General features: G+C 44.9%; 18 protein-coding genes. 12 read left to right on the top strand and 6 right to left on the bottom strand.

Annotation, left to right across the window (positions count from 1 at the left end; genetic code table 11):
- Positions 1 to 305 precede the first annotated feature (305 nt).
- Positions 306 to 2,219, top strand: a complete 1,914-nt coding sequence (gene dnaK / locus OU793_RS06855) for a molecular chaperone DnaK (protein ID WP_005455943.1) — start codon at positions 306 to 308, stop codon at positions 2,217 to 2,219.
- A gap of 204 nt (positions 2,220 to 2,423) precedes the next feature.
- Positions 2,424 to 3,569, top strand: coding sequence for a molecular chaperone DnaJ (gene dnaJ, locus OU793_RS06850; RefSeq protein WP_005496291.1), 1,146 nt, complete (start codon positions 2,424 to 2,426; stop codon positions 3,567 to 3,569).
- A 68-nt stretch (positions 3,570 to 3,637) separates the two neighbouring features.
- On the opposite strand, the gene OU793_RS06845 is transcribed toward dnaJ, so the two are convergent.
- The gene (locus OU793_RS06845) at positions 3,638 to 4,069 is read right to left on the bottom strand and encodes a type IV pilin protein (protein WP_029845422.1); all 432 of its coding nucleotides are present in this window, start codon (positions 4,067 to 4,069) and stop codon (positions 3,638 to 3,640) included.
- Positions 4,070 to 4,172: 103 nt separating this feature from the next.
- Between OU793_RS06845 and OU793_RS06840 the strand changes: the two genes are divergently transcribed.
- The 6 genes from OU793_RS06840 (at position 4,173) to tadA (ending at position 9,565) form a co-directional block, all read left to right on the top strand.
- Positions 4,173 to 4,688 (top strand): GspH/FimT family pseudopilin, encoded by a 516-nt coding sequence (locus tag OU793_RS06840; protein WP_021487286.1) that lies wholly within the window; start codon positions 4,173 to 4,175, stop codon positions 4,686 to 4,688.
- Positions 4,689 to 4,696: 8 nt separating this feature from the next.
- Positions 4,697 to 5,323, top strand: coding sequence for a PilW family protein (locus OU793_RS06835; protein ID WP_005455995.1), 627 nt, complete (start codon positions 4,697 to 4,699; stop codon positions 5,321 to 5,323).
- A complete protein-coding gene (locus OU793_RS06830) occupies positions 5,323 to 6,630 on the top strand; it encodes a hypothetical protein (RefSeq protein WP_005455999.1) in 1,308 nt (435 codons plus the stop codon). Before OU793_RS06835 ends, OU793_RS06830 begins: the two co-directional genes overlap by 1 nt.
- Positions 6,620 to 7,030: a prepilin-type N-terminal cleavage/methylation domain-containing protein gene (locus tag OU793_RS06825; protein ID WP_005455961.1), complete on the top strand. Its 411-nt coding sequence runs from the start codon at positions 6,620 to 6,622 to the stop codon at positions 7,028 to 7,030. Before OU793_RS06830 ends, OU793_RS06825 begins: the two co-directional genes overlap by 11 nt.
- Before the next feature lie 287 nt (positions 7,031 to 7,317).
- On the top strand, positions 7,318 to 8,877 hold the full coding sequence (locus OU793_RS06820) for an AbgT family transporter (RefSeq protein WP_005483743.1): 1,560 nt from the start codon (positions 7,318 to 7,320) through the stop codon (positions 8,875 to 8,877).
- A 163-nt stretch (positions 8,878 to 9,040) separates the two neighbouring features.
- A complete protein-coding gene (gene tadA, locus OU793_RS06815) occupies positions 9,041 to 9,565 on the top strand; it encodes a tRNA adenosine(34) deaminase TadA (RefSeq protein ID WP_021823438.1) in 525 nt (174 codons plus the stop codon).
- A gap of 57 nt (positions 9,566 to 9,622) precedes the next feature.
- Here tadA and OU793_RS06810 read toward each other — a convergent pair whose 3' ends face one another.
- Entirely contained in the window at positions 9,623 to 9,757 is a 135-nt protein-coding gene (locus OU793_RS06810; protein ID WP_020904161.1) for a hypothetical protein, read from the bottom strand.
- Between the two features lie 308 nt (positions 9,758 to 10,065).
- Complete coding sequence (mltF, locus tag OU793_RS06805; RefSeq protein ID WP_025592071.1) at positions 10,066 to 11,643, bottom strand: membrane-bound lytic murein transglycosylase MltF; 1,578 nt, start codon at positions 11,641 to 11,643, stop codon at positions 10,066 to 10,068.
- A gap of 299 nt (positions 11,644 to 11,942) precedes the next feature.
- Between mltF and purL the strand changes: the two genes are divergently transcribed.
- Both purL and OU793_RS06795 read left to right on the top strand, forming a co-directional pair.
- Complete coding sequence (gene purL / locus OU793_RS06800) at positions 11,943 to 15,851, top strand: phosphoribosylformylglycinamidine synthase (RefSeq protein WP_140103530.1); 3,909 nt, start codon at positions 11,943 to 11,945, stop codon at positions 15,849 to 15,851.
- 269 nt (positions 15,852 to 16,120) lie between these two features.
- Entirely contained in the window at positions 16,121 to 16,423 is a 303-nt protein-coding gene (locus OU793_RS06795) for a DUF3622 domain-containing protein (protein WP_005455950.1), read from the top strand.
- A gap of 87 nt (positions 16,424 to 16,510) precedes the next feature.
- On the opposite strand, the gene OU793_RS06790 is transcribed toward OU793_RS06795, so the two are convergent.
- The gene (locus OU793_RS06790; protein ID WP_021823167.1) at positions 16,511 to 16,954 is read right to left on the bottom strand and encodes a hypothetical protein; all 444 of its coding nucleotides are present in this window, start codon (positions 16,952 to 16,954) and stop codon (positions 16,511 to 16,513) included.
- A gap of 210 nt (positions 16,955 to 17,164) precedes the next feature.
- A complete protein-coding gene (locus OU793_RS06785; protein WP_005496268.1) occupies positions 17,165 to 18,235 on the bottom strand; it encodes a succinylglutamate desuccinylase/aspartoacylase family protein in 1,071 nt (356 codons plus the stop codon).
- Positions 18,236 to 18,565: 330 nt separating this feature from the next.
- Here OU793_RS06785 and OU793_RS06780 point away from each other — a divergent pair, with 330 nt between their 5' ends.
- A complete protein-coding gene (locus OU793_RS06780; RefSeq protein ID WP_005455994.1) occupies positions 18,566 to 19,105 on the top strand; it encodes a DUF3332 domain-containing protein in 540 nt (179 codons plus the stop codon).
- 76 nt (positions 19,106 to 19,181) lie between these two features.
- Here OU793_RS06780 and OU793_RS06775 read toward each other — a convergent pair whose 3' ends face one another.
- Complete coding sequence (locus OU793_RS06775; protein WP_159404169.1) at positions 19,182 to 20,654, bottom strand: aminoacyl-histidine dipeptidase; 1,473 nt, start codon at positions 20,652 to 20,654, stop codon at positions 19,182 to 19,184.
- 1,022 nt (positions 20,655 to 21,676) lie between these two features.
- Between OU793_RS06775 and OU793_RS06770 the strand changes: the two genes are divergently transcribed.
- Positions 21,677 to 22,966, top strand: a complete 1,290-nt coding sequence (locus OU793_RS06770) for an NCS2 family permease (RefSeq protein WP_005456001.1) — start codon at positions 21,677 to 21,679, stop codon at positions 22,964 to 22,966.
- Positions 22,967 to 23,100: the final 134 nt, after the last annotated feature.

Below are 23,100 nucleotides of genomic sequence, written 5' to 3'. Positions count from 1 at the left end.
GGAATGAGCTCGCTTTCTTGTTTTTATGTCACAGAAAAATAACCGCTTTTCATCATGTTTACTTTGGAAGTTGTCTCTGGAATGTGATGCATTCCCAACAAGCTGGAAAGAAATCAATTAATTCATAAAAAATACGCTTTTTTTCAATTCAGCCCTTGAAAAGCGTTTTGACGCCCTTATCTATGTGGCATAGAGAAGCAAACATTGATTATTTTTGTTTGTGAGCAAGGGTTGAAACCCGATTCTCCTCCCCCCACATTGGGGTTATAACCAAACGAAAATAGAATTTATTCGGAGATAGCCAGATGGGTAAAATCATTGGTATTGACTTAGGTACTACTAACTCATGTGTTGCTGTACTAGACGGCGACAAACCACGTGTAATTGAAAACGCAGAGGGTGAACGTACTACTGCATCGGTTATTGCTTACACTGACGGTGAGACGCTAGTAGGTCAACCTGCGAAACGTCAAGCAGTAACTAACCCAACTAACACGCTATTTGCAATTAAGCGTCTAATTGGTCGTCGTTTTGAAGACGAAGAAGTTCAGCGTGACATCGAAATCATGCCTTACAAAATCGTTAAGGCTGACAACGGTGACGCTTGGGTAGAAGCGAAAGGCCAAAAAATGGCAGCTCCTCAGGTTTCTGCTGAAGTTCTTAAGAAAATGAAGAAAACTGCTGAAGACTTCCTAGGTGAGGAAGTAACTGGCGCAGTTATCACAGTACCTGCTTACTTTAACGATGCACAGCGTCAAGCAACGAAAGATGCTGGCCGTATCGCAGGTCTAGAAGTTAAACGTATCATCAACGAACCAACAGCAGCTGCGCTAGCTTACGGCCTAGACAAGAAAGGCGGTGACCGCACTATCGCTGTATACGACCTTGGTGGTGGTACATTCGATATTTCAATCATCGAAATCGATGAAGTTGAAGGCGAAAAAACATTCGAAGTTCTAGCAACTAATGGTGACACTCACCTAGGTGGTGAAGACTTTGATAACCGTCTAATCAACTACTTAGTAGACGAGTTTAAGAAAGAGCAAGGTATCGATCTTAAAAACGATCCACTAGCAATGCAGCGTGTTAAAGAAGCAGCAGAAAAAGCGAAAATTGAGCTTTCTTCTACTTCTCAAACAGACGTAAACCTACCTTACGTTACTGCTGATGCAACTGGTCCTAAGCACATGAACATCAAAGTGACTCGTGCGAAACTAGAATCTCTAGTTGAAGACCTAGTACAACGCTCTCTTGAGCCACTAAAAGTAGCTCTAGCTGACGCTGACCTATCAGTAAACGATATCACTGACGTAATCCTAGTTGGTGGTCAGACTCGTATGCCAATGGTTCAAGCGAAAGTTGCTGAGTTCTTCGGTAAAGAAGCGCGTCGTGACGTGAACCCTGACGAAGCAGTAGCAATGGGTGCTGCAGTTCAAGGTGGTGTACTTGCTGGTGAAGTTAAAGATGTTCTACTACTAGACGTAACTCCACTGTCTCTAGGTATCGAGACTATGGGTGGCGTAATGACTAAGCTAGTTGAGAAGAACACAACTATCCCAACTAAAGCGAACCAAGTTTTCTCTACTGCAGAAGACAACCAGAGCGCGGTAACTATCCACGTTCTACAAGGTGAGCGTAAGCAAGCGATGTACAACAAGTCTCTAGGTCAATTTAACCTAGAGGGCATCCAGCCTGCACCACGTGGCATGCCACAAATCGAAGTAACTTTCGACCTTGATGCGGATGGTATTCTACACGTATCAGCGAAAGACAAGCAGACTGGTAAAGAGCAGAAGATCACAATCCAAGCTTCTGGCGGTCTAAGCGACGACGAAATCGAGAAAATGGTTCAAGAAGCAGAAGCTAACAAAGAAGCGGACAAAAAGTTCGAAGAGCTAGCAACTGCACGTAACCAAGCAGACCAAATGATTCACGGTACTCGTAAGCAAATGGAAGAAGCGGGTGACGCACTTCCAGCTGAAGAGAAAGAGAAGATTGAAACTGCTATCTCTGAGCTAGAAGAAGCACGTAAAGGCGAAGACAAAGAAGCAATTGACGCGAAAGTTCAAGCTCTTATGACTGCTGCTCAAAAACTAATGGAAATCGCTCAACAACAAGCTCAAGCGCAACAAGCACAAGGTGCTGACGCTGGCGCACAGTCAAAAGATGACGACGTTGTAGATGCGGAGTTCGAAGAAGTTAAAGACGACAAGAAATAATCTTTCTTAACCAGATGGCTGCAAAGCCATCTGGAGTCGATACGACTTCGGTGTGCGGGCGTTTGGGGTGACTCTTACGCCCGTCTGTTTGTAAACGCTGTCTTTCTAGTTAAGTATTTTGCAATAAGTGCACTTACCTAGAACGATACAAACACCAAGCGGTGAATCGATGCCGTTTGTAGTAATTAACTGGTGACGAAGAACATGTCAAAACGTGATTTTTACGAAGTATTAGGCGTAAGCCGTGATGCCTCAGAGCGTGATATCAAAAAGGCGTACAAGCGCCTAGCGATGAAATTCCACCCAGACAGAAACCAGGGTGATGAGTCTGCGGCGGACAAGTTTAAAGAAGTAAAAGAAGCGTACGAAGTTCTAACCGACTCTCAGAAAAAAGCGGCTTATGACCAATATGGCCATGCTGCTTTTGAACAAGGTGGCGGTGGTTTCGGCGGCGGCTTTGGTGGAGGCGGCGCTGACTTCGGCGACATCTTTGGTGATGTGTTTGGCGATATCTTCGGTGGCGGTCGCCGTGGTGGCGGTGGTCATCGTGCGCAACGTGGTGCCGACTTACGTTACAACATGGAGCTAACGCTAGAAGAAGCCGTTCGTGGTGTAACTAAAGAGATTGAAGTTCCGACACTGGTTCACTGTGACTCTTGTGACGGTAGCGGTGCGAAGAAAGGCTCATCAGCGGAAACATGTGGTACCTGTCATGGCCATGGCCAAGTACAAATGCGTCAAGGTTTCTTCGCTGTTCAGCAAACCTGTCCTACCTGTCATGGTAAAGGTAAGATCATTAAAGACCCTTGTAATGAGTGTCATGGTCAAGGTCGCAAGCAAAAAACGAAAACACTTAACGTTAAAATCCCAGCTGGCGTGGATACCGGCGATCGCATTCGTCTATCTGGCGAAGGCGAAGCGGGAGAAATGGGTGCACCATCAGGTGATTTATACGTACAAGTACACGTGAAAGAGCATCACATTTTCGAGCGTGACGGCAATAACCTCTATTGTGAAGTGCCAGTAAGCTTTGCTATGGCTGCACTCGGCGGCGAAGTTGAAGTTCCAACACTTGATGGACGAGTAAGCCTAAAAGTGCCGTCAGAAACACAAACTGGCCGTATGTTCCGTATGCGCGGTAAAGGTGTGAAAGGTGTCCGTGGCGGTGGTATTGGTGACTTGATCGTTAAATTGGTTGTAGAAACGCCAGTTAACTTAAGCGCTCGCCAAAAAGAACTGTTGAAAGAGTTTGAAGAGTCTTGTGGCGGTGAAGCTGCAACTAAACACAAACCAAAATCTGAAGGCTTCTTCAATGGTGTGAAGAAGTTCTTTGATGATTTAACCAGCTAAGATAAGTTCATTAAAAGCTCAAAAACAAAGGCCTGCTGAAACGCAGGTCTTTTTGCATTTGTAGTTTTTTAGTTCCAACAAGCGCTTGGTGATTCAACATTTGTTGACGTTAAAGTGATAGTTGTAGTGCCATTCAAGCACTCGTCTTCGTCCTGCCCAAGATCCGATTTCGCTGTTGCTGTAATGGTGTAGGCTGTGCTTGCAGAGCTCGCAATATCGAACGAAAATCGATCTGTGTCGGAATCACATAGAGTACAAGCGCCACCAGAAATAATATGACTCCAGTCATACCCACCATCATAAGATGTCTCTAGTTCCAGTTGAATTCGACTAAGATCGCTCAAGGCAACCGTTCTATGGGACTTGATCACATGATTGGTATAAGAAGGGGAGGCGATTGCTGCAATGATTCCGACGATCGTTACGGCTATCAGTAATTCGATCAATGTCATCCCTCTCAATCTTTTTTTGTAGCTGTTACAACGAGAAATTCGAATCATCACGAGTAGTTTCCTTTTCACTTTTCCGCCTATTTTTGGCAGGTGATAGCATCTGTGCAAGATGAATTACGGTCGACTAGCCGTTTGCATGGGAATTTGGGAAATGCCTCGCGGGTTTACGTTGTTGGAACTTATGATCACAGTTGCTGTACTGAGTGCTTTATTGGCTACAGCTGCACCATCTTTCAAGAATGTCTTTGAAACCAATAAAATGCAGCGTTTAGCTAATGAATTACATGGCTTTGTTATTGAAGGTAAGTCTGAAGCAGTATTACGGCGCGAAAGACTCTGGGCGCACATCATCATGTCTGGGAGTTCATCCAGTGACGGAAACTGGCGTATTGATTTGACAGACAATGCGGCTGAGGGGGCTGGAACTGTGTTGTTCTCTTTATCAGGTAAGCCGTATGACGGTATTGTCGTTACCCCGAGCTATGCTTCCGATCAAATCAGCTTCGACGATGTCCATGGTCGACCATCATCAGGAAACTTGAAGTTTTATCCTGTTGGTGAATCATCAAAAGCCTTAAAGCTCATTTCTCATACTTTATCAGCCCGCGTAAGAGTATGTAGTGATAACAGCGGCACAGAATATTACGGTTATTCAACTTGCTCTTAAGGATGGCTATGTTTAAACAAAAAGGGGCGAGCCTTGTTGAGTTTATGATCGCATCTGCACTTGGGCTTATTTCTCTAGCGACAGTGGGGTCAATCTATGTGAGTGGTCAACGAGTGATAATGGAACGTTCGAAAGAGTTAATGTTGTTACAGAATTCTGAAAGTGTCGTGCAGATGCTCAAGAGTGACATTCAGCGTGCTGGTTTTGACGGTAATGATGGTCATTCTATAAAAATATCGGGCTCAGCGAACACAATTTACACTCTTGATGATGTTGATAGAGGGCTAATTGCTTACGCCTATTACATAGGTGTTTCTGGCTCTGCTCCTTTGTATAAAAACGTGGCTTATGAGCAACGAGTTAACACGCCAGAGTCGCTATTTGTGTGTGAAAAAAAGCAAATAACGATATGGGATGTTAATGACGTGGTCAACCTTGCAGGCACAGGCTCATGTAACACTCTCTTTGATAAAAAAGTTATTCACGTTAATCGATTTGACCTGGCTAGTGAATTGCTAGAAAGCACTGATGCAAAAAGTGCACTGGTGACCATTACATTGGGAACCGAATTGAAAGACGCGACTGATATTCGCACGCAGCAGTCGTTTACTACGATGCAAAGGAACTGGCAGTAATGAAGAAACAACAAGGTGCAGCTGCCTTATTAGTTGTGAGCGTATTGCTAGTTGCGGCATTAATGATGTCTCTCGGTAGCTATAAATCCCTCTTTTACCAAATTAAACGAGCCAACAATCAAATTGAAGCACGACAAGAGCATTGGCGTGCAGAAGGAGGGCTAGAGTGCGTCTACAGCAAGACCAAAATAAATAAAACACTGCCAACTAATGTGAATGATTGCATCACAGCTATGGGGCTTGATGCCTTAACATATTCCTCGGGCTCTTCAAGTTTAGTGACTTCAACGATAGGTAATCGGGAAATTAAAAAGACCATTAAACTACCTACAAGCAGTGGGGCTGGAGCGATAAAATCTAAATCCGACCTCGTGATTAATGGCTCATATACGAGCTCTCCAGATCCGAGTAAAAGTCTCGGTAATAATTTATGGGAATGCACTTCAGTTCTTTATTACAACTTTTTTTATGCAACAAGTGTAAGCACTTTTCATCCCTATCAGCTATCTGATAAGCCTTATTCGAGTTTCCCTGACAGTCCTGCAGGGCAAGAACAAAAGTGCGCATCTACTCACTATAGTTGGGGAACAAGTGTTGCTGCGTCTGAGAGTGATTATCGTCAGTCTTCGGATATGGATCCGTTTAAAGATGTATTTGATGTCCCTCGAAGTGAGTGGTTCGATGTGATGTCGGATAATTCCCTGTTCGGATATGTACCCTTGTCATTAAATAGTATGAAATTGAACTCAAAAGCAGATCTCCCTTCTCCTGTATTCAACGAGACATGTGCGGAGGGGATTGTTAGCAATATAGAAAATGGAAAAGATCTTATTTGGGTTTATGGTGGCTGTGAAATTAATACGGCCGATTTTACGAGTATAAAGAACGCAATAGATAATAGCCTGGGTGGGAGCGGGATAATTCTAGTCGTTCAAGACGGTATTTTTTCTACGATAGGGACGCAGGATTTCAAAGGAATGCTTTACCACTTTATTTCTCCGCTGTATACCGAACCAACAACTGGGGCTACATTTGATTTTACCGACTGGTCGGGCTCTGCCAATGATGCCGCATTGGATGGCGTCATAGCGGCTTTAAAAACAACAGTGCCTATGGAAAAGACAAAGGTTGGCTATTTTCAGCACGGTGCATTCAACCCGTTAGGAGGATTTGTCATGGATGCACCAGGAACATTTGCACTCTTTAATGCCGCGTTATCATTCCAATACAATCGCGATGTAATTGAGGAGCCTCAGGAGAAGCTGAAGAAAGCACATTGGAAAAAGGGCTCTTGGAATGATCTCTAAACAAAAAGGTTTTAACCTTCTTGAGGTTCTAATTTCTTTTTTGCTTATCGGTGTCGGGGCTCTAGGTTTAACAAAGCTAAACGTGTATCTCGAACAAGAATCCGACTATGCGATAGAAAGTATTGAAGCGTTGCGTCTTGCTGAAAATAAATTGGAATGGTTCCGTACGCGTGGAGCATCGGATGCGCTTTCGACGATCTCTACGGCTAGCTTTGCCTCTATTGCAACAGGATCTTCCGCTACTGGTGCGTATACAGTGGAGTGGGTTGTGCCGTCGGCTACTGTGTCTGGATCTCTTAAAACCATTACTATTACGACCAGTTGGAAAGATAGAGTGGGACAAACGCAATCAGTTCAGTTGAAAACTATGATTTCACAGTACAGTGAATTCGAAAACTAAGTTCAATTGCATACATGGCTTGAGACAAAGTCGTGGATAATTTCTTTTTGATACCGGGTTTGTCTCAGTTAATGAATGGTTTTCGAACTGTTAATGCGGTTGATGTGCTACTGTTTTTATTATGTTTAATTGGAGTGGCGTTTTTGCAAAATATGTCTCCAATTATGGAAAAAATCATAGAACCTTGTGCTTTCCCTATCCTTATTTACTAGAATGCTGTGTTGATAATAGGCCGTTATAATTATTCAAATAGGCCTTGGCACCAACATCATTCATATGGAGTTACCATGAGTAACCAAGCTGTAAATAAGGCACCATCATCGAAGCCGAGCGGGATGGATCGCTTTCTAAACTTTATCGAGCGTGCAGGTAATAAAATTCCTGATCCTGCGATTTTGTTTTTCTGGGCACTGATCATTACTTGGGCTGCGTCTGCACTTTTGTCGAATGTGACTTTCGACCTTCCAAACCCTCGAACGGGCGAAGCTCTTACCATTACTAACTTACTTACGGGTGAAGCTCTAGCAAGTTTCCTTGCTAACATGGTCACTACGTTTACTGGTTTTGCACCTCTAGGCATCGTATTAGTTGCAATGTTGGGTGTAGGTGTTGCGGATTCTTCTGGTTTTATCACGACTGGCCTTAAGAAGATGCTGAACTTCACTCCAGCGAAGCTACTTACACCAATGCTTATTCTTGTCGCAATCATCTCGCATACCGCGGCTGATGCGGGCTACGTTTTGGTTATTCCTCTAGGTGGTATCATTTTCCATGCCGCTGGTCGTCACCCTCTAGCTGGTATCGCAGCGGCATTTGCTGGTGTGTCTGGTGGTTTCTCTGCAAACTTCATTCCTTCAGGTATTGACCCATTGCTCGCTGGTTTCACACAAACGGCAGCACAGGTTCTTGATCCTGAATACGTGGTTAACCCTCTAGCAAACATCTTCTTCACTGGTCTATCTTCAGTGATCATCGTTGCTATCGGTTGGTACGTGACTGAGAAAATCATCGAGCCACGTCTTGCAAAGATGCCAATTGATGAAGATGCAGAAACGGCACCAAACTTAGGCTCTTTCACTGAGTTGGAATCAAAAGCATTCCGCTACGCTGGCTGGGCTATGATGGCGGGTATCGCACTTCTTGTTGCCGCGTTATTGCCTGAGAACTCGGCACTTCGCTCTCCTGAAGGCGAAATTACGGCGTTTTCTGCGCCTATCATGAAGTCGATTGTTCCACTGATCTTCATCCTATTTATCATCCCTGGTTACGTTTACGGCAAAGTATCTGGCACCTTTAAGACAAGTAACGACATCATCAAAGCGATGGCGGACACCATGTCGACCATGGGCGCATACATTGTCATGTCGTTCTTCTGTGCTCAGTTCCTATCTGCATTTGCTCAGTCAAACATCGGTACGATGCTAGCGTTGTATGGTGCAGAAGGCTTAAAAGCGATGAACCTACCAGGTGAAGCAACCATCATTGGTATGATCTTGCTAACAGCAGCTGTAAACCTACTTATCGGTTCCGCTTCTGCGAAATGGGCTTTGATTGGTCCAATCCTAGTTCCAATGCTAATGGCGGTAGGTATTTCTCCTGAACTATCTCAGGCGGCTTACCGTGTGGGTGACTCAGTATCGAACATCATTTCACCTCTGATGGTATTCTTCCCTCTTGTAGTGGTTTACTGTCAACGTTACGTGAAATCGACAGGCATTGGTACACTTGCGTCACTGATGATGCCATTCTCGATTGCTATGTTGATTGGTTGGTCAATCTTCCTAGTTCTTTACTGGATGGTAGGTATCCCACTAGGTATTCAAGCACCGTACACATACACGATGTAAATGATCGAATATTAGAGAAGCGCAGGTCGAAAGGTCTGCGCTTTTTGTTTTGAGGTGCTATTACGAAAGAGGCGCATCTCCAAAACTTATGTCCTGCTGTAGTGAAAGCGATGTTGGTGGTAATATTTCTCTATTCATAGTTACCTTCCTTTCTGGAGCCCTTTTGTCTGAGCATCAATTTACCCCACAAGACGAAATTTTTATGCGCCGTGCACTTGCATTAGCTGAACAAGCTGAATTGGAAGGAGAGGTGCCTGTGGGAGCGGTATTAGTTAAAGATGGAGAAGTGATTGCAGAAGGCTGGAACCGCTCTATCTGCTCTCATGATGCAACAGCACATGCGGAGATTCAGACTCTACGTAACGCTGGGGCTGTGTTAGAAAACTATCGACTTTTAGACACCACTCTCTATGTCACACTAGAGCCTTGCCCGATGTGCGCAGGAGCACTGTTGCACAGCAGAGTGAAACGCGTGGTATTTGGCGCGCCAGATCTTAAAGCGGGCGCGGCTGGTACGGTATTGAACTTGTTTGAGAGCCAAGCGGCTTACCATTACGCAACGGTCGAAAAAGGGCTGTTAGAGGATGAGTGCCGTGAGCAGTTGCAGGCCTTTTTCAAGCGTCGTCGCAAAGAAATTAAGGCCAAGAAACAAGAGAAAAAAGCGTTAGAAGGTAAGCAAGAAGATTAAGTTGGTGAGTTGTGTTCAGCAAACATCTACAGGTGTGTAGATGTTTGCTTTAAGTTCTTAGTGATTTACTAAGTGAACGAATACGCGATTGCGTGCGCTGACTTTCTTTTTCATCGTTGTCAGCTTTCGCTTGCGGCGAATCGCAGCCACTGTCTTATTCAAACGCTTTGACTGCACTCTACGTCTTCTCATATCCGAACCTCCTGCAGACAAGACTACAAACACCCTCTCGCGATACAGCGCACGGCCGCATCTACTTTGCCTTGTGGATGACATTCTAGTGATGGAGTCACTTCAAATTAGGAGAGAGGGAAACCAACCGAACCGATTTATTCCGCAGGCATCAATTAATGGGTATGGACGCTGCGGCAAGGTGTTGACCAATCACGTTTATATGCACTTACTATGATGACCGGTCTGGTTCGGAACATCGGATTTTAGATAAGTTCTACCTTGGACTCAACAAAAAAGACGAGCTTCACACTCGTCTTTTTGCGTGTTTATTCTTCTTCTTGGTCTAAATCTTCATCGACGTCATTGGTGATATCAGAGGCTCCAGACACTTCTTCTGCAATGGTTTCCACCGCACCAGAAATAAGCAACTCTGGATTTAGTGGTGGGATAACCTGTAGATCATCCGTATCTTCATCAATGGAAGGCTTTTGACTGACATGCCCAATGATTGATTGGTAGTAGCGTCGAATATTTTCAACGTAATTACGTGCCTCGTCTCCACGAGCGTAGCCATAACGAGTTTGGCTGTAGTAACGCTTTTGTCGTAACAGCGGTAGTCGGTCTTTTACGTCTGCCCATGCGTTTGGATCGCCACCTTGTGCCTTGGTTAATCGACGCGCGTCCATCATGTGGCCATAACCAATATTGTACGATGCCAATGCAAACCAAATTTTTTCATGTTCGTTAATCGTATCAGGTACGCGAGCGACGATGCGACGCAGGTATTCCACACCACCACGAACAGATTGTTCTGGGTTTAGACGATCGGTTACACCAACACTTTTCGCAGTTGGTAAAGTCAGCATCATCATGCCACGAACACCCGTAGGCGATTTTGCTTTTGGTTTCCAATGAGATTCTTGGTAGGCCAAAGCCGCGATTAAACGCCAATCAAACTCTTCGCTGTATTTTTGGAACAGCGGGGCCCATCTCGGCAACTTATCATCAAGAGCACGAATAAAGGCACGCGTGTCCACGTAGTCAAACGCTTCAATATGGCCAATGTACTTCTCTTCAAGAGAAGCTAGCTCGCCAGATTGTTTGATATTGCCGAAAAACTCAATCAGCATCGCATACAAGCTCTCATCCTCTGAGCGGCGAGTAAACCATGATACTGGTTGATCTTCGGTGAGCTCAAAAGCAAGTGCTAAATCTGGATACAGGCGTTGCGCGAGAGACAGCTCTACGGAATCAGTGACGGTGAAACGCAGTTCTCCAGTCGATACATGTTTCAGTAAATCGCGAGTGTCAGCATCGCCCACGATTTCAAACTGCAATTCAGGATACTGCTTTTTTAATGCCGTCAGTGTCGGAACATATTGAGACTGTTCGACAATTTTCAATGTTTGCGCGCCAGCATTCACGTCTTCTTCTGATTGACTGTCTTTGGATGCTTGATACTCGATAAGCTGCTCAATATCACGAGGACGAAGCTGGCCCTTTTTGTAGACCACTTGCTGGCTTACATAATAATAAGCAGGGCCAGGTCTAAAACGCTTGACGGCTTGTGATGTTTGATTAAGCCCCGTAGCAATAATATCGATGTCGCCCTTCTTTAAGGCAGGGAAAAGGTCGGCTTGTCTGAAAGCGGGTTTGATTTCTAGCTTTACGCCCAACTCTTCTGCAAATTTACGCGCCAGCTCATAATCCAAACCCGCAGGGCCATCAGGACCAATGTAGTACGAGAGTTGGTTGTTGAGCGTGCCAACGCGTAGCACTCCGCGCTCTTGGATTTTCTCGAATTCACTTTTCGGCTGCGACTCAATTTGGCAGGCAGAAAGTAGTAGCACAGAAGCAAAAAGTAGGACGCTGCGCTTGAGTCGGTTGAAGTGGCGTATTTGCATTGATCGGTACATCTCAGAAAATTTCTAGTGGTCTTTATATCAAAGCGTGGAGATGGGGCAAAGCGAATCGGACAGATAGAGTGCGACATTGTGTGTTTTATCGACATTTCGGCTACAACTCAAATTTGACAAAAAAAATGACGCAAACGGTTGCTTTTGATGTTACATCACAAAAATAATTGCTATATAATGCGCTCGCAATGACGAGGTGGAATCGGCATAGGTTTGATAGAGCTCAAGTTAAGTATCTGAATTTATTCCAATATCACCTTAATCAATTGCATAAGAGACCTAAGCACATGAGAATTTTGCGTGGCTCCCCAGCTCTTTCTGAGTTTCGTGTTAATAAACTACTGGAACTTTGTCGTGAACAAGATCTGCCTGTAACTGGCATCTATGCCGAGTTTATGCATTTTGCAGATCTAAAGTCTGACCTTGATGACCAAGAGTTAGAAAAACTTGAAAAGTTACTAACTTACGGCCCAACAATTGAAGAGCATGAGCCAGAAGGTCTTCTACTTCTTGTTACGCCTCGTCCAGGCACTATCTCGCCTTGGTCTTCTAAATCTACCGATATCGCTATTAACTGTGGTCTGGACACTGTTAAGCGTCTGGAACGCGGTACGGCTTACTACGTAGAATCTTCAGTTGTTCTATCAGAAGCTCAAGTTGACGCTGTCAAAGCGTTAATTCACGACCGCATGATGGAAACGGTGTTCACAGAACTTGAAGCCGCGTCAGCGCTGTTTACAGTCGCAGAGCCAAAGCCTGTGGCGCATGTTGATATCTTAGCGGGCGGTCGTGTTGCGCTTGAAGAAGCAAACGTTTCCCTTGGTTTGGCACTCGCAGAAGATGAAATTGATTACTTGGTGGAGAATTTCACTAAGTTAGGTCGTAACCCTAACGACATTGAGCTGATGATGTTTGCTCAGGCGAACTCAGAGCACTGTCGTCATAAGATCTTTAATGCAGACTGGACTATCGATGGCGTCGACCAAGAGAAGTCTCTGTTTAAGATGATCAAAAACACATTCGAAACGACACCAGACCATGTTCTGTCTGCTTACAAAGATAATGCAGCGGTAATGACTGGTTCTAAAGTGGGGCGTTTCTTCCCAGATCCTAAAACTCGTCAATACACTTACCACCATGAAGATGCACACATCTTAATGAAGGTAGAGACGCACAACCACCCAACGGCTATCTCTCCATGGCCGGGTGCATCAACCGGTTCTGGTGGTGAAATCCGTGACGAAGGCGCGACGGGTATCGGTGGTAAGCCAAAAGCGGGTCTGGTTGGTTTCACAACCTCTAACTTGCGTATTCCTGGTTTTGAACAGCCATGGGAAACCGACTTCGGTAAGCCGGGTCGTATCGTAAACGCGTTAGATATCATGCTTGAAGGCCCTCTGGGTGGCGCAGCGTTCAACAACGAATTTGGTCGTCCAAACTTATTAGGTTACTTCCGTACCTACGAAGAGAAAGTGACTTCTCACGCGGGTGAAGAAATTCGTGGTTACCACAAGCCAATCATGATTGCTGGTGGTATGGGTAACATCCGTGACGAACACGTTCAGAAGAAAGAGATCCCTGTTGGTGCGAGCCTAATCGTACTTGGTGGTCCTGCAATGAACATCGGTCTTGGTGGCGGTGCGGCGTCTTCAATGGCGTCAGGTCAGTCAGCTGAAGATCTGGACTTTGCTTCAGTACAGCGTGAAAACCCAGAAATGGAGCGCCGTTGTCAGGAAGTGATCGACCGTTGTTGGCAGCTAGGTGAAGAAAACCCAATCGCATTTATCCACGATGTGGGTGCGGGCGGTATCTCTAACGCACTTCCTGAGCTTTGTGACGACGGCGAGCGTGGCGGTAAGTTCCAGCTACGTGATGTACCAAATGATGAATTGAGCATGAGCCCGCTAGAAATCTGGTGTAACGAATCTCAGGAGCGTTATGTTCTTGCGGTAGCGCCAGAAAACATGGAGGCGTTCGATGCGATTTGTAAGCGCGAGCGTGCACCTTACGCAGTGGTTGGTGTGGCAACAGAAGAGCGTCATCTGACGCTAGAAGATTCTCACTTCGATAACACGCCAATTGATATGCCAATGGATATCTTGCTTGGTAAAACACCGAAGATGCACCGTGAAGCAACGACTTTGAAAGTAGATAGCCCAGCGATCGTACGCGACGGTATCGAAATCAACGAAGCGGTAGATCGCGTACTTCGTCTTCCTACGGTTGCTGAGAAAACATTCCTGATCACGATCGGTGACCGCTCAGTTACTGGTTTAGTTGCTCGTGACCAAATGGTTGGTCCTTGGCAGGTGCCTGTGGCGAACTGTGCAGTTACGGCGGCAAGTTACGACACATACCACGGTGAAGCGATGTCGATGGGTGAGCGTACTCCGGTTGCTCTATTAGACTTCGGCGCGTCTGCTCGTCTGGCGGTTGGTGAATCTCTGACTAACATCGCAGCGACAGATATCGGCGATATCAAACGCATTAAGCTGTCAGCGAACTGGATGTCTCCAGCGGGTCACCCAGGTGAAGACGCAGGTCTTTACGAAGCAGTAAAAGCTGTGGGTGAAGAGCTATGTCCGGCGCTAGGTTTGACTATCCCTGTTGGTAAAGACTCAATGTCGATGAAGACCAAGTGGGAAGAAAATGGTGAAAGCAAAGAAGTGACTTCGCCACTATCGCTAGTAATCACTGCGTTTGGCCGTGTTGAAGACGTGCGTAAGACAGTAACGCCTCAGCTACGCACATCTGATACCTTGGAAGGACTAGGTGACACTTCACTTGTTCTTGTAGACCTAGGTAACGGCAAAAACCGTTTGGGTGCAACAGCACTGGCACAGGTTTACAAGCAGCTGGGTGATAAGCCGGCAGACGTAGACAACGCAGAGCAGCTAAAAGGCTTCTTCGATGCAATGCAAAATCTCGTACGTAACGATAAGCTGCTTGCTTACCACGATAAAGGTGACGGCGGTCTATTTGTAACGTTGGCTGAGATGGCGTTCGCGGGTCACTGTGGCGTAAAAGCGAACATCGCAGAGCTGGGTGAAGATGCGCTGGCGGTTCTATTTAACGAAGAGTTAGGCGCGGTTGTTCAGGTTAAAAACGACGATCTGGATTCAGTTCTATCTACGCTAGCAGCAAACGGCTTAGAATCATGTTCACATGTAATTGGTTCTGTTGAAGCGTCAGACGACTTTGTTATCACTTCTGGTGATTCTGTAGTACTTGAGCGCTCTCGCACAGAGCTACGTGTTATCTGGGCAGAAACTACACATAAAATGCAGGCGCTACGTGATAACCCTGCATGTGCAGACCAAGAATTTGAAGCGAAGAAAGACAACACTGACCCTGGTCTGAACGTATCTCTAAGCTTTGATGTGAATGAAGATATCGCAGCTCCTTATATCGCGAAAGGCGCGAAACCTAAGATGGCGATTCTTCGTGAGCAAGGTGTTAACTCTCATGTTGAAATGGCAGCAGCGTTTGACCGTGCTGGTTTTGAAGCAACTGACATCCACATGAGCGATATTCTGACAGGCCAAGCGGTACTGGATGAATACCAAGGTCTGGTAGCATGTGGTGGTTTCTCTTACGGTGATGTACTAGGTGCGGGTGAAGGTTGGGCGAAGTCTATCCTATTTAACGCACAAGCGCGTGAGCAGTTCCAAGCGTTCTTTAATCGTGAAGATACATTCTCTCTCGGAGTATGTAACGGCTGTCAGATGCTGTCGAACCTGAAAGAGCTGATCCCGGGGGCAGACTTGTGGCCACGTTTTGTTCGCAACGAATCTGAGCGTTTTGAAGCGCGCTTTAGCTTAGTTGAAGTACAGAAGTCTGATTCTGTGTTCTTCGATGGCATGGCGGGATCTCGTATGCCTATCGCGGTATCTCACGGTGAAGGTCGTGTCGAAGTACGTGACGGTGAGCACCTAAACGCAATTGAAGCGTCAGGTACTGTAGCGCTACGTTACGTTGATAATAACGGTAACCCAACGCAACAATACCCGAACAACCCGAATGGTTCGCCAAATGCGATTACCGGTCTGACAACAGCAGATGGCCGTGTAACCATTATGATGCCTCACCCAGAGCGTGTATTCCGCACAGTTGCAAACTCTTGGGCTCCGGAAGGTTGGGGTGAAAATGGCGCTTGGATGCGTATGTTCCAAAATGCGCGCAAGAACATCGGTTAAGTATTAATACTTTACAAACGTAAAGCGCAGATCGAAAGATCTGCGCTTTTCTTTTTTGGGATTGTGGAAGTGCGAAGTCGAAAACGGGCTTGTACACTTATAGCCTACAACCAATGTGGTTTAAGTGTGGAAAATAAAATTTTTGCAGCCAATCATAATGATTTATGCTCTAATACCGCGCTTACCAAGGGATGGTGTTAAACAGCTCAGCTTAGATGGAGTTATCAAGTTGACCGAATCCCTGATTAATCCCTTAGGAACTGAAATAGATGTCTAAAAATCCAAAATTTGCTATCCGCGTAACTGAAAAACGTAACGGTTGGAGCGCAGAAATCACTCGTCAAGTAACGTCTCGCAAAACAATGGTTTCAAAACGTGAAACTGGGTTTGACAGCGAAGAAAAAGCACAAGCTTGGGCTGAACAAGAACTTGCGGGCTTCATCGAAAACCAAGTTGTTCGTAATGAGCGTAAAGCTGTACAGCGTCAAGAACGTGAAGCAGAGCAACTTGCGGCAAAAGTTCGCAAAGAAGAAGCTCGTAAAGCACGCGAAGCTGAAGCTGACGAAGAATAATGGCATATATTCCGATTGATGTTTCGATCTGTCGGTAATGCTAAAAAGCCCTGAAGTTTTCTTCAGGGCTTTTTTGTTGGCTCATTTTCATAAGCAGTCAGAAGAAACCGAGAAGCCAAAAGAGCCTTCGGAAGGTGCGGCAAACTGTTGGTTGCCAGGCAGTAAGTGAGGATTGTTTGCGTAAACACGATGAGATGATTTGTTATTACGTGTATGCACAGGCGGTAAATCAATATGATGTAAGCCATCCGAAAGATCGTTGGCCTCACCGTAGTCAAAGTCTGTTGTGACCTCGGCGTTATTTTTTGTGTGGTAACAATGATCTGGCTTGCCTTCCTCTCGCCATTTGAGTTCTGAGCGTTGCGCGTCCAAGTTGAGTTCATCTGGAACAGATGAAGCATAATGATCTTCTAGTGAATGTTGTTGACTTTGTTCTTGTAAGTATTGAGCGATGTTTTCAGATTCTTGAGCGAGGAGATTTGCAGAAAGTCCAAGTCCCAACAAACAGCTAATGAGTTGTGTTTTATTCATAGATGTGTGCAAGCAAAAAGAAAACATAATACGAATAAATAAAACGCTGTGCAATTGTGCGGTGAACAAGATGAATTGAAATAAGCTAAACACGAAGCACAAACATTAAGCTTTCGTGATTAAGTCTTTGTAATAAATAATATTGGTGAGTAAACATAACAAAAAAAGCCCGGCACTAGGTACTGGGCTTTGAGATCATAGAGCATGCAATTATGACTGAGAGTCGAGTGGGATTTGTCCCGTCGTTACCTGTTCGACGTCAAACTCAGTTAATCCTTCAATGTAGCTTTCTACCGCTTGTTCTACTTCATCGTCGCTTTGGCTGAAGTATGCGAGGTGGAAAATGGCATCGCCTTCGTTTACCAATGGCAGCGTTTGCTGACCGATCACTAAACCACTTTTAGGTGCTTTTAGCTCTATTTCATCGTGACCGAGGGGTGAGCTGATGTAAGCTAAGGTTTCACCTTTTTCTACTTTATCGCCTAGGTTCACCACCGTGCGCAAAATACCGTTGCCTGGCGCTCTAACCCAGCTGGTCGATTTCGCGATAACAGGTTCAGGCAGTTTTTTACGGCTGGCTCTTAACATACCGATCGCTTGCATAACACGTTGAACGCCTAAAACACCAGCACTGATAGATAGCGGATCAAAGCGAAGTGCTTCACCGGCTTCGTAAGTCAATACTGGGATATCACACTTCTCGGCTTCGCTACGTAGCGAGCCATCACGCAATGCAGAGTCAACGATCACTGGCGTGGCAAATGCTTTAGCAATGCGCAGTGTTTCCGGATTGCTCAGGTTAGCGCGTATTTGGGGTAGGTTAGTACGATGAATCGCACCTGTGTGTAAATCTAAAATGTAATCACAACGTTTCGCTATATTATTGAAGAATCCATACGCCATGCGTGAGGCGAGTGCGCCTTTTTCGCTGCCAGGGAAACAACGGTTTAGATCGCGGCGATCGGGTAAGTAACGAGACTTATGGATAAAGCCAAATACGTTTACGATTGGCACCGCAATAACCGTACCTTTTAGCTTTAATGGGTTTAACTGGTTGATCATCTGACGAACGATCTCTACGCCATTAAGCTCATCACCATGGATTGCGGCGTTCACCATCAGCACTGGACCTTCTTGTTTCCCGTGAATGATTTCCACAGGGATAGAAAGTGGAGAGTGCGTGTATAGCTGAGCAGCTTCGAATTCTACTTCTAAACGCTGTCCTGGTTGTATTTTATGCCCGAGCAGCTCAAATACTTTACTTGTTTTACTTCTGGCCATAAACCATCTCTGTCAAATAAGTTAGCAACAATGTAACAATCGCGTCAAAATCACACTAATCATTCTAATTAAGGATACGACAAATTATTTTAATCAAGGAGGGCAAATAATAACCTTTTGTGGAAAGTTTGTTGTAAATGTGACGTTTATTATTTGCTGAATATCTCGTCACCCTTATCTTAAATTGGTTATTTATTGTTTAGATAAATGTCCACGTATTAAAAATAATAAAGATGCTTTCTTCGGAAAATTCTGTCTTTTATCCCTAGTTTTTATAAGCTAATATCCGCGCCGAATTTTCGACCTAATACTTTCTAACTAGAGGTTTTGATGAAAAAGGCAATTGCTAAAATTGGCGCATTGACTGCTGTGGCAGTTTCACTTTCAGGTTGTGTTGGCAGCAACGCGGTAACTGGCTATGTTATGGGCTTCAACTTGAAAGCGGTAGATAACCGTTACGCTCGTGGTGGTCTAAACATGCTTATGGCACCAGTTTACGGTGTGGCAATCGCAGCTGACTACATCGTATTTAACTCTCTAGAGTTCTGGACTGGTAAAAACCCGCTAAACGGCAAACCACACATCTTCGATACTAAGATGGACACTTACATTGATGTAAACCACCAGCTAGATAAGTCGCTTACAACAGCGCCGATTGGCCCACTTACAAACAACCGCGTTATCGAGCAAGGCCAAATGCACCAAATCGATGAAAATACGGTTCAGATGAACATCACATACAACAACGGCGAAAAAGCGACGTTAATGGGGGTACGTGAGGGTGAGTTTGTTACTTACTACATCAATGGTGAAGTGGTCGCGAAGACTTCTATGGATGAGCTCGCAGCGTACGCGCAAACTCGTGCATAATTCGCGATACTCTCGTGATAAATAGCAATAAAAAAGGGTGCCTCGGCACCCTTTTTGTTTTGTTGTCGCGTTTGGATTACGCTTTCTCAGGAATTGCTTCTAGAAGCGCTACCATTTGATCCCAGAACAGTTGAACGGTATCAATCTTCACTTTTTCATCAGGAGAGTGAGGGAACTTGATCGTTGGGCCGAAAGAAACCATGTCCATGTTCGGGTAAGGCTCTTTAAATAGACCACATTCAAGACCTGCGTGAATAACCATGATGTTTGGTTTGTGACCGTAAATGCCTTCGTACATATCACGGAAAATCGCCATAATTTCTGAATCAGCGTCTGGTTTCCAACCAGGGTAAGCACCTGAGAACTCAACTTGTGCCCCTGCGAGTTCAGCAACAGAGCGTAACATGCTCTCTACTTGGCTGCGGCCAGAGTCAATCAAAGAGCGAATTAGGCACAGAACAGTCACTTTATTTTCTTCAGTAGTGATCACGCCAACGTTCAGTGACGTTTCAACCACACCTTCAATTTCGTCGCTCATGCGCATCACGCCATTAGGACATGCGTTGAGAGCAGCAATAAAGCGTTGTTGATCCGCCGCGGTGAAGGCTTGTGATTCGGTTGCGATCTCTTCATTGAACATCACAATGCCCGTTTCTACTTTGCCAAGCTCAGCTTTTAATAGCTCAGTGTAGTAGTTGAAAAGCTCTGCAAGCTTCTCTTGGTTTTCAGCAGGAACAGCAACTGTTACGAAAGCTTCGCGAGGAATAGCATTACGCAAACTACCACCACGGAATTCAACCAAGCGAAGATCCAACTCTTGTGCATGGCCCGCTAGGAATCGGCCAAGCAGTTTGTTGGCATTACCACGACCAGTGTGGATATCACAACCAGAGTGACCGCCTTTTAAACCCTTCAAGGTTAGCTGACGAGTCACAAAGCCAGTAGGGATCGCGTCGCGTTTGATGTCAAAAGTCATCGCACCATCGATACCACCAGCGCAGCCCATGTACACTTCGCCTTCTTGCTCGGAGTCGGTGTTTAGAAGAATATCACCTTCCAACCAACCTGCTTCAAGCCCGAATGCACCTGTCATGCCTGCTTCTTCATCAATTGTTAGTAGAACTTCAATTGGCCCATGCTTGATATCTTTAGATGCTAATACAGCCAGACAAGAAGCCATACCAATACCGTTGTCTGCACCAAGAGTTGTGCCTTTCGCTGTTACCCACTCACCATCGATGTACGGTTGAATTGGATCTTTTGTGAAGTCGTGGTCAGTGTCTTCATTCTTCTGTGGCACCATGTCAATGTGTGCTTGAAGAACCACGCCCTTTTTGTTTTCCATCCCAGGCGTTGCTGGCTTTTTGATGAATACGTTGCCCGTTGGGTCTCGGCGAACATCGAAGCCTTGCTCTGTTGCCCAGTTGATAATGTACTGTGCTAATGCTTCTTCATGCTTAGATGGATGAGGGATGGAACAAATCTTATCGAAAAACTGCCAAAGTGGAGCAGGTGACAAGGTACTGATTTCAGAATGGAATTCAGACACGGAAGACTCCTTTTGATGTGCTTTGCCAAATATATACCGTATAAATAATGTGTGATTAGCAGGAAATGCTAATGATATTTGGCATGAATTAGCTCAAGGATACCACCAGACGAAGGCTACTAGTAGTCGATAACAAAAGGATTTCCTTCCTCACTGTCACACTTTATGAACATGGTATAAGTCGTAAATGCGCTTATGTTTATATGAACTGAAAGTAGAATAATTTTTAATTCACAAAAATGTAATTTAATTACAGTTAAAATTTGATTGACGTCAATTTATGGATTTTTTGTGACTTTTATCACTAAAATGCTTGTAATTAAATTTCTTGGTGGTATATTTGTAACCAGCTTCTGAGATGAAGAATGAAATGCTCAAAGGATGAGTCCGTTTATCGCCTCCAAGGAACCGAGAAATCAACGACTGTTTTAATTGATTTAGAAGGTGATATTTATGAAAGGTTTACCAAGTGCAATGTTCTGGAATAGCAAATCTGTATATACCGGTAACTTTGTATACCCAACAAGCTTTGGCTACTAAGTGAAGTCAACGCATGTGACTCGAACAGTTTGTTCACCCCTATAAATTGGAATTTTTTTTCAGTGATAGTGCTGACATGATTCACCGCCACTCAAATTGAGTGGCGTTTTTTTATCTCTTTTTCCTACTTCCGACCAAATTTCCACCACTAAGCCTCCATTCTCTTATTGCTGCTAAAAGGAATCCCACTTACGCAGTAAATTGTGAGTGAATATTGCCCTTTAACGTCCATTTCTGTTTGAAAGTTTAGAACATTGCTCAATTTGCACGCATTGAAGGCAAAGTGAACATGAGCGGTTAGTTATTGTTTAATAAGTGCTATATTCATTCTTGATTTTAAATACTAACGGATGGGTTTCATATCCTGCGAAAAAAAACGCTTTAGAGTGATGATTCTATCTAGAATTTGCTATTTGATAACTTTATAATTCCTGCCAATCGATTACGCAACCGTTTACTTTTTACCTTTACAGGATTCGATCATGCTCGAAAGGCTCTTTAAACTTAGTGAAAACGGCACAAATGTGCGCACTGAGATCATTGCAGGTATTACGACCTTCCTTACCATGGCTTACATTATTTTTGTAAACCCAGCTATTTTGTCTGATACCGGTATGGATCGTGGTGCGATCTTTGTTGCAACGTGTCTTGCCGCCGCGATTGGCTGTTTCATTATGGGCTTAGTCGCAAACTACCCAATTGCTCAGGCTCCGGGCATGGGTTTAAACGCATTCTTCACATATTCCGTTGTGTTAGGTATGGGTTACACATGGCAAGTCGCGCTGGCTGCAGTGTTTGTTTCTGGTGTTTTGTTTATTCTGCTGAGCATTTTTAAGATTCGTGAGTGGATCATTAACTCGATCCCGCATTCGCTTCGTACCGGCATTTCTGCAGGTATTGGCCTTTTCTTGGCGTTTATCGCCCTTAAAAACGCAGGTATTGTGGTTGATAACCCAGCGACATTGGTTTCAATGGGCGATATCACGTCATTGCCATCAGTGTTGGCGGCGATTGGTTTCTTCCTTACTATCGCGCTTGTTCACCGTGGTGTGAAAGGTGCGGTGATGATCGCGATTTTGGGTGTGACGGCGCTTGGTCTTCTATTTGGTGATGTGCAATGGAACGGTGTCATGTCAACACCACCAAGTATCGCACCTACATTCTTGCAATTGGATTTCTCAGGTCTATTTGAAGTCGGCATGATCTCTGTTGTGTTCGCTTTCTTATTCGTCGACTTATTTGATACGGCTGGTACGCTCGTTGGTGTTTCTCAAAAAGCCGGTCTAACGGATGAGAATGGCAACATTCCTCGTCTAAACAAAGCACTACTTGCTGACTCAACAGCGACTTCTGTTGGTGCGTTGCTAGGTACGTCAAACACGACTTCATACATTGAAAGTGTTTCGGGCGTAGCTGCTGGTGGTCGTACTGGTCTAACCGCAGTGGTTGTTGGTGTACTCTTCCTGCTTGCGCTATTGTTCTCGCCACTAGCGGGTATGATCCCTGCGTATGCAACGTCAGGTGCATTGTTCTATGTAGCAATTTTGATGCTTTCTGGCTTGGTGAGCATTGATTGGCGTGACCTAACTGAAGCATCTCCAGTCGTTGTAACTTGTCTTGTGATGCCGCTTACTTTCTCTATTGCAGAAGGTATCACCCTAGGCTTTATTGCGTATGCTGCTATCAAATTGTTTAGTGGCAAAGGCCGCGATGTATCGATGAGTGTTTGGGTTATGTCTGCCATCTTCATCGTTAAATACCTGGCCGGGTAATTACTTTTAAAAAGCTAGCGCGAGCAGCAAAAGCTGTTCGCGCTAGCTTTTTGCTTTTAGCGTTGTTCACTGAATTCGATTTTTCTGCGTAATAGGCGGAGAATTTTGATATCACCGTTGGTATTAACGGTGTG

This window comes from Vibrio sp. VP6 (assembly GCF_028823755.1).
In the GTDB taxonomy this organism is placed as follows: Bacteria; Pseudomonadota; Gammaproteobacteria; order Enterobacterales; family Vibrionaceae; genus Vibrio; species Vibrio parahaemolyticus.
Note: the sequence above shows the minus strand (reverse complement) of the source record. Positions and strands in the feature narration are given on the sequence as shown.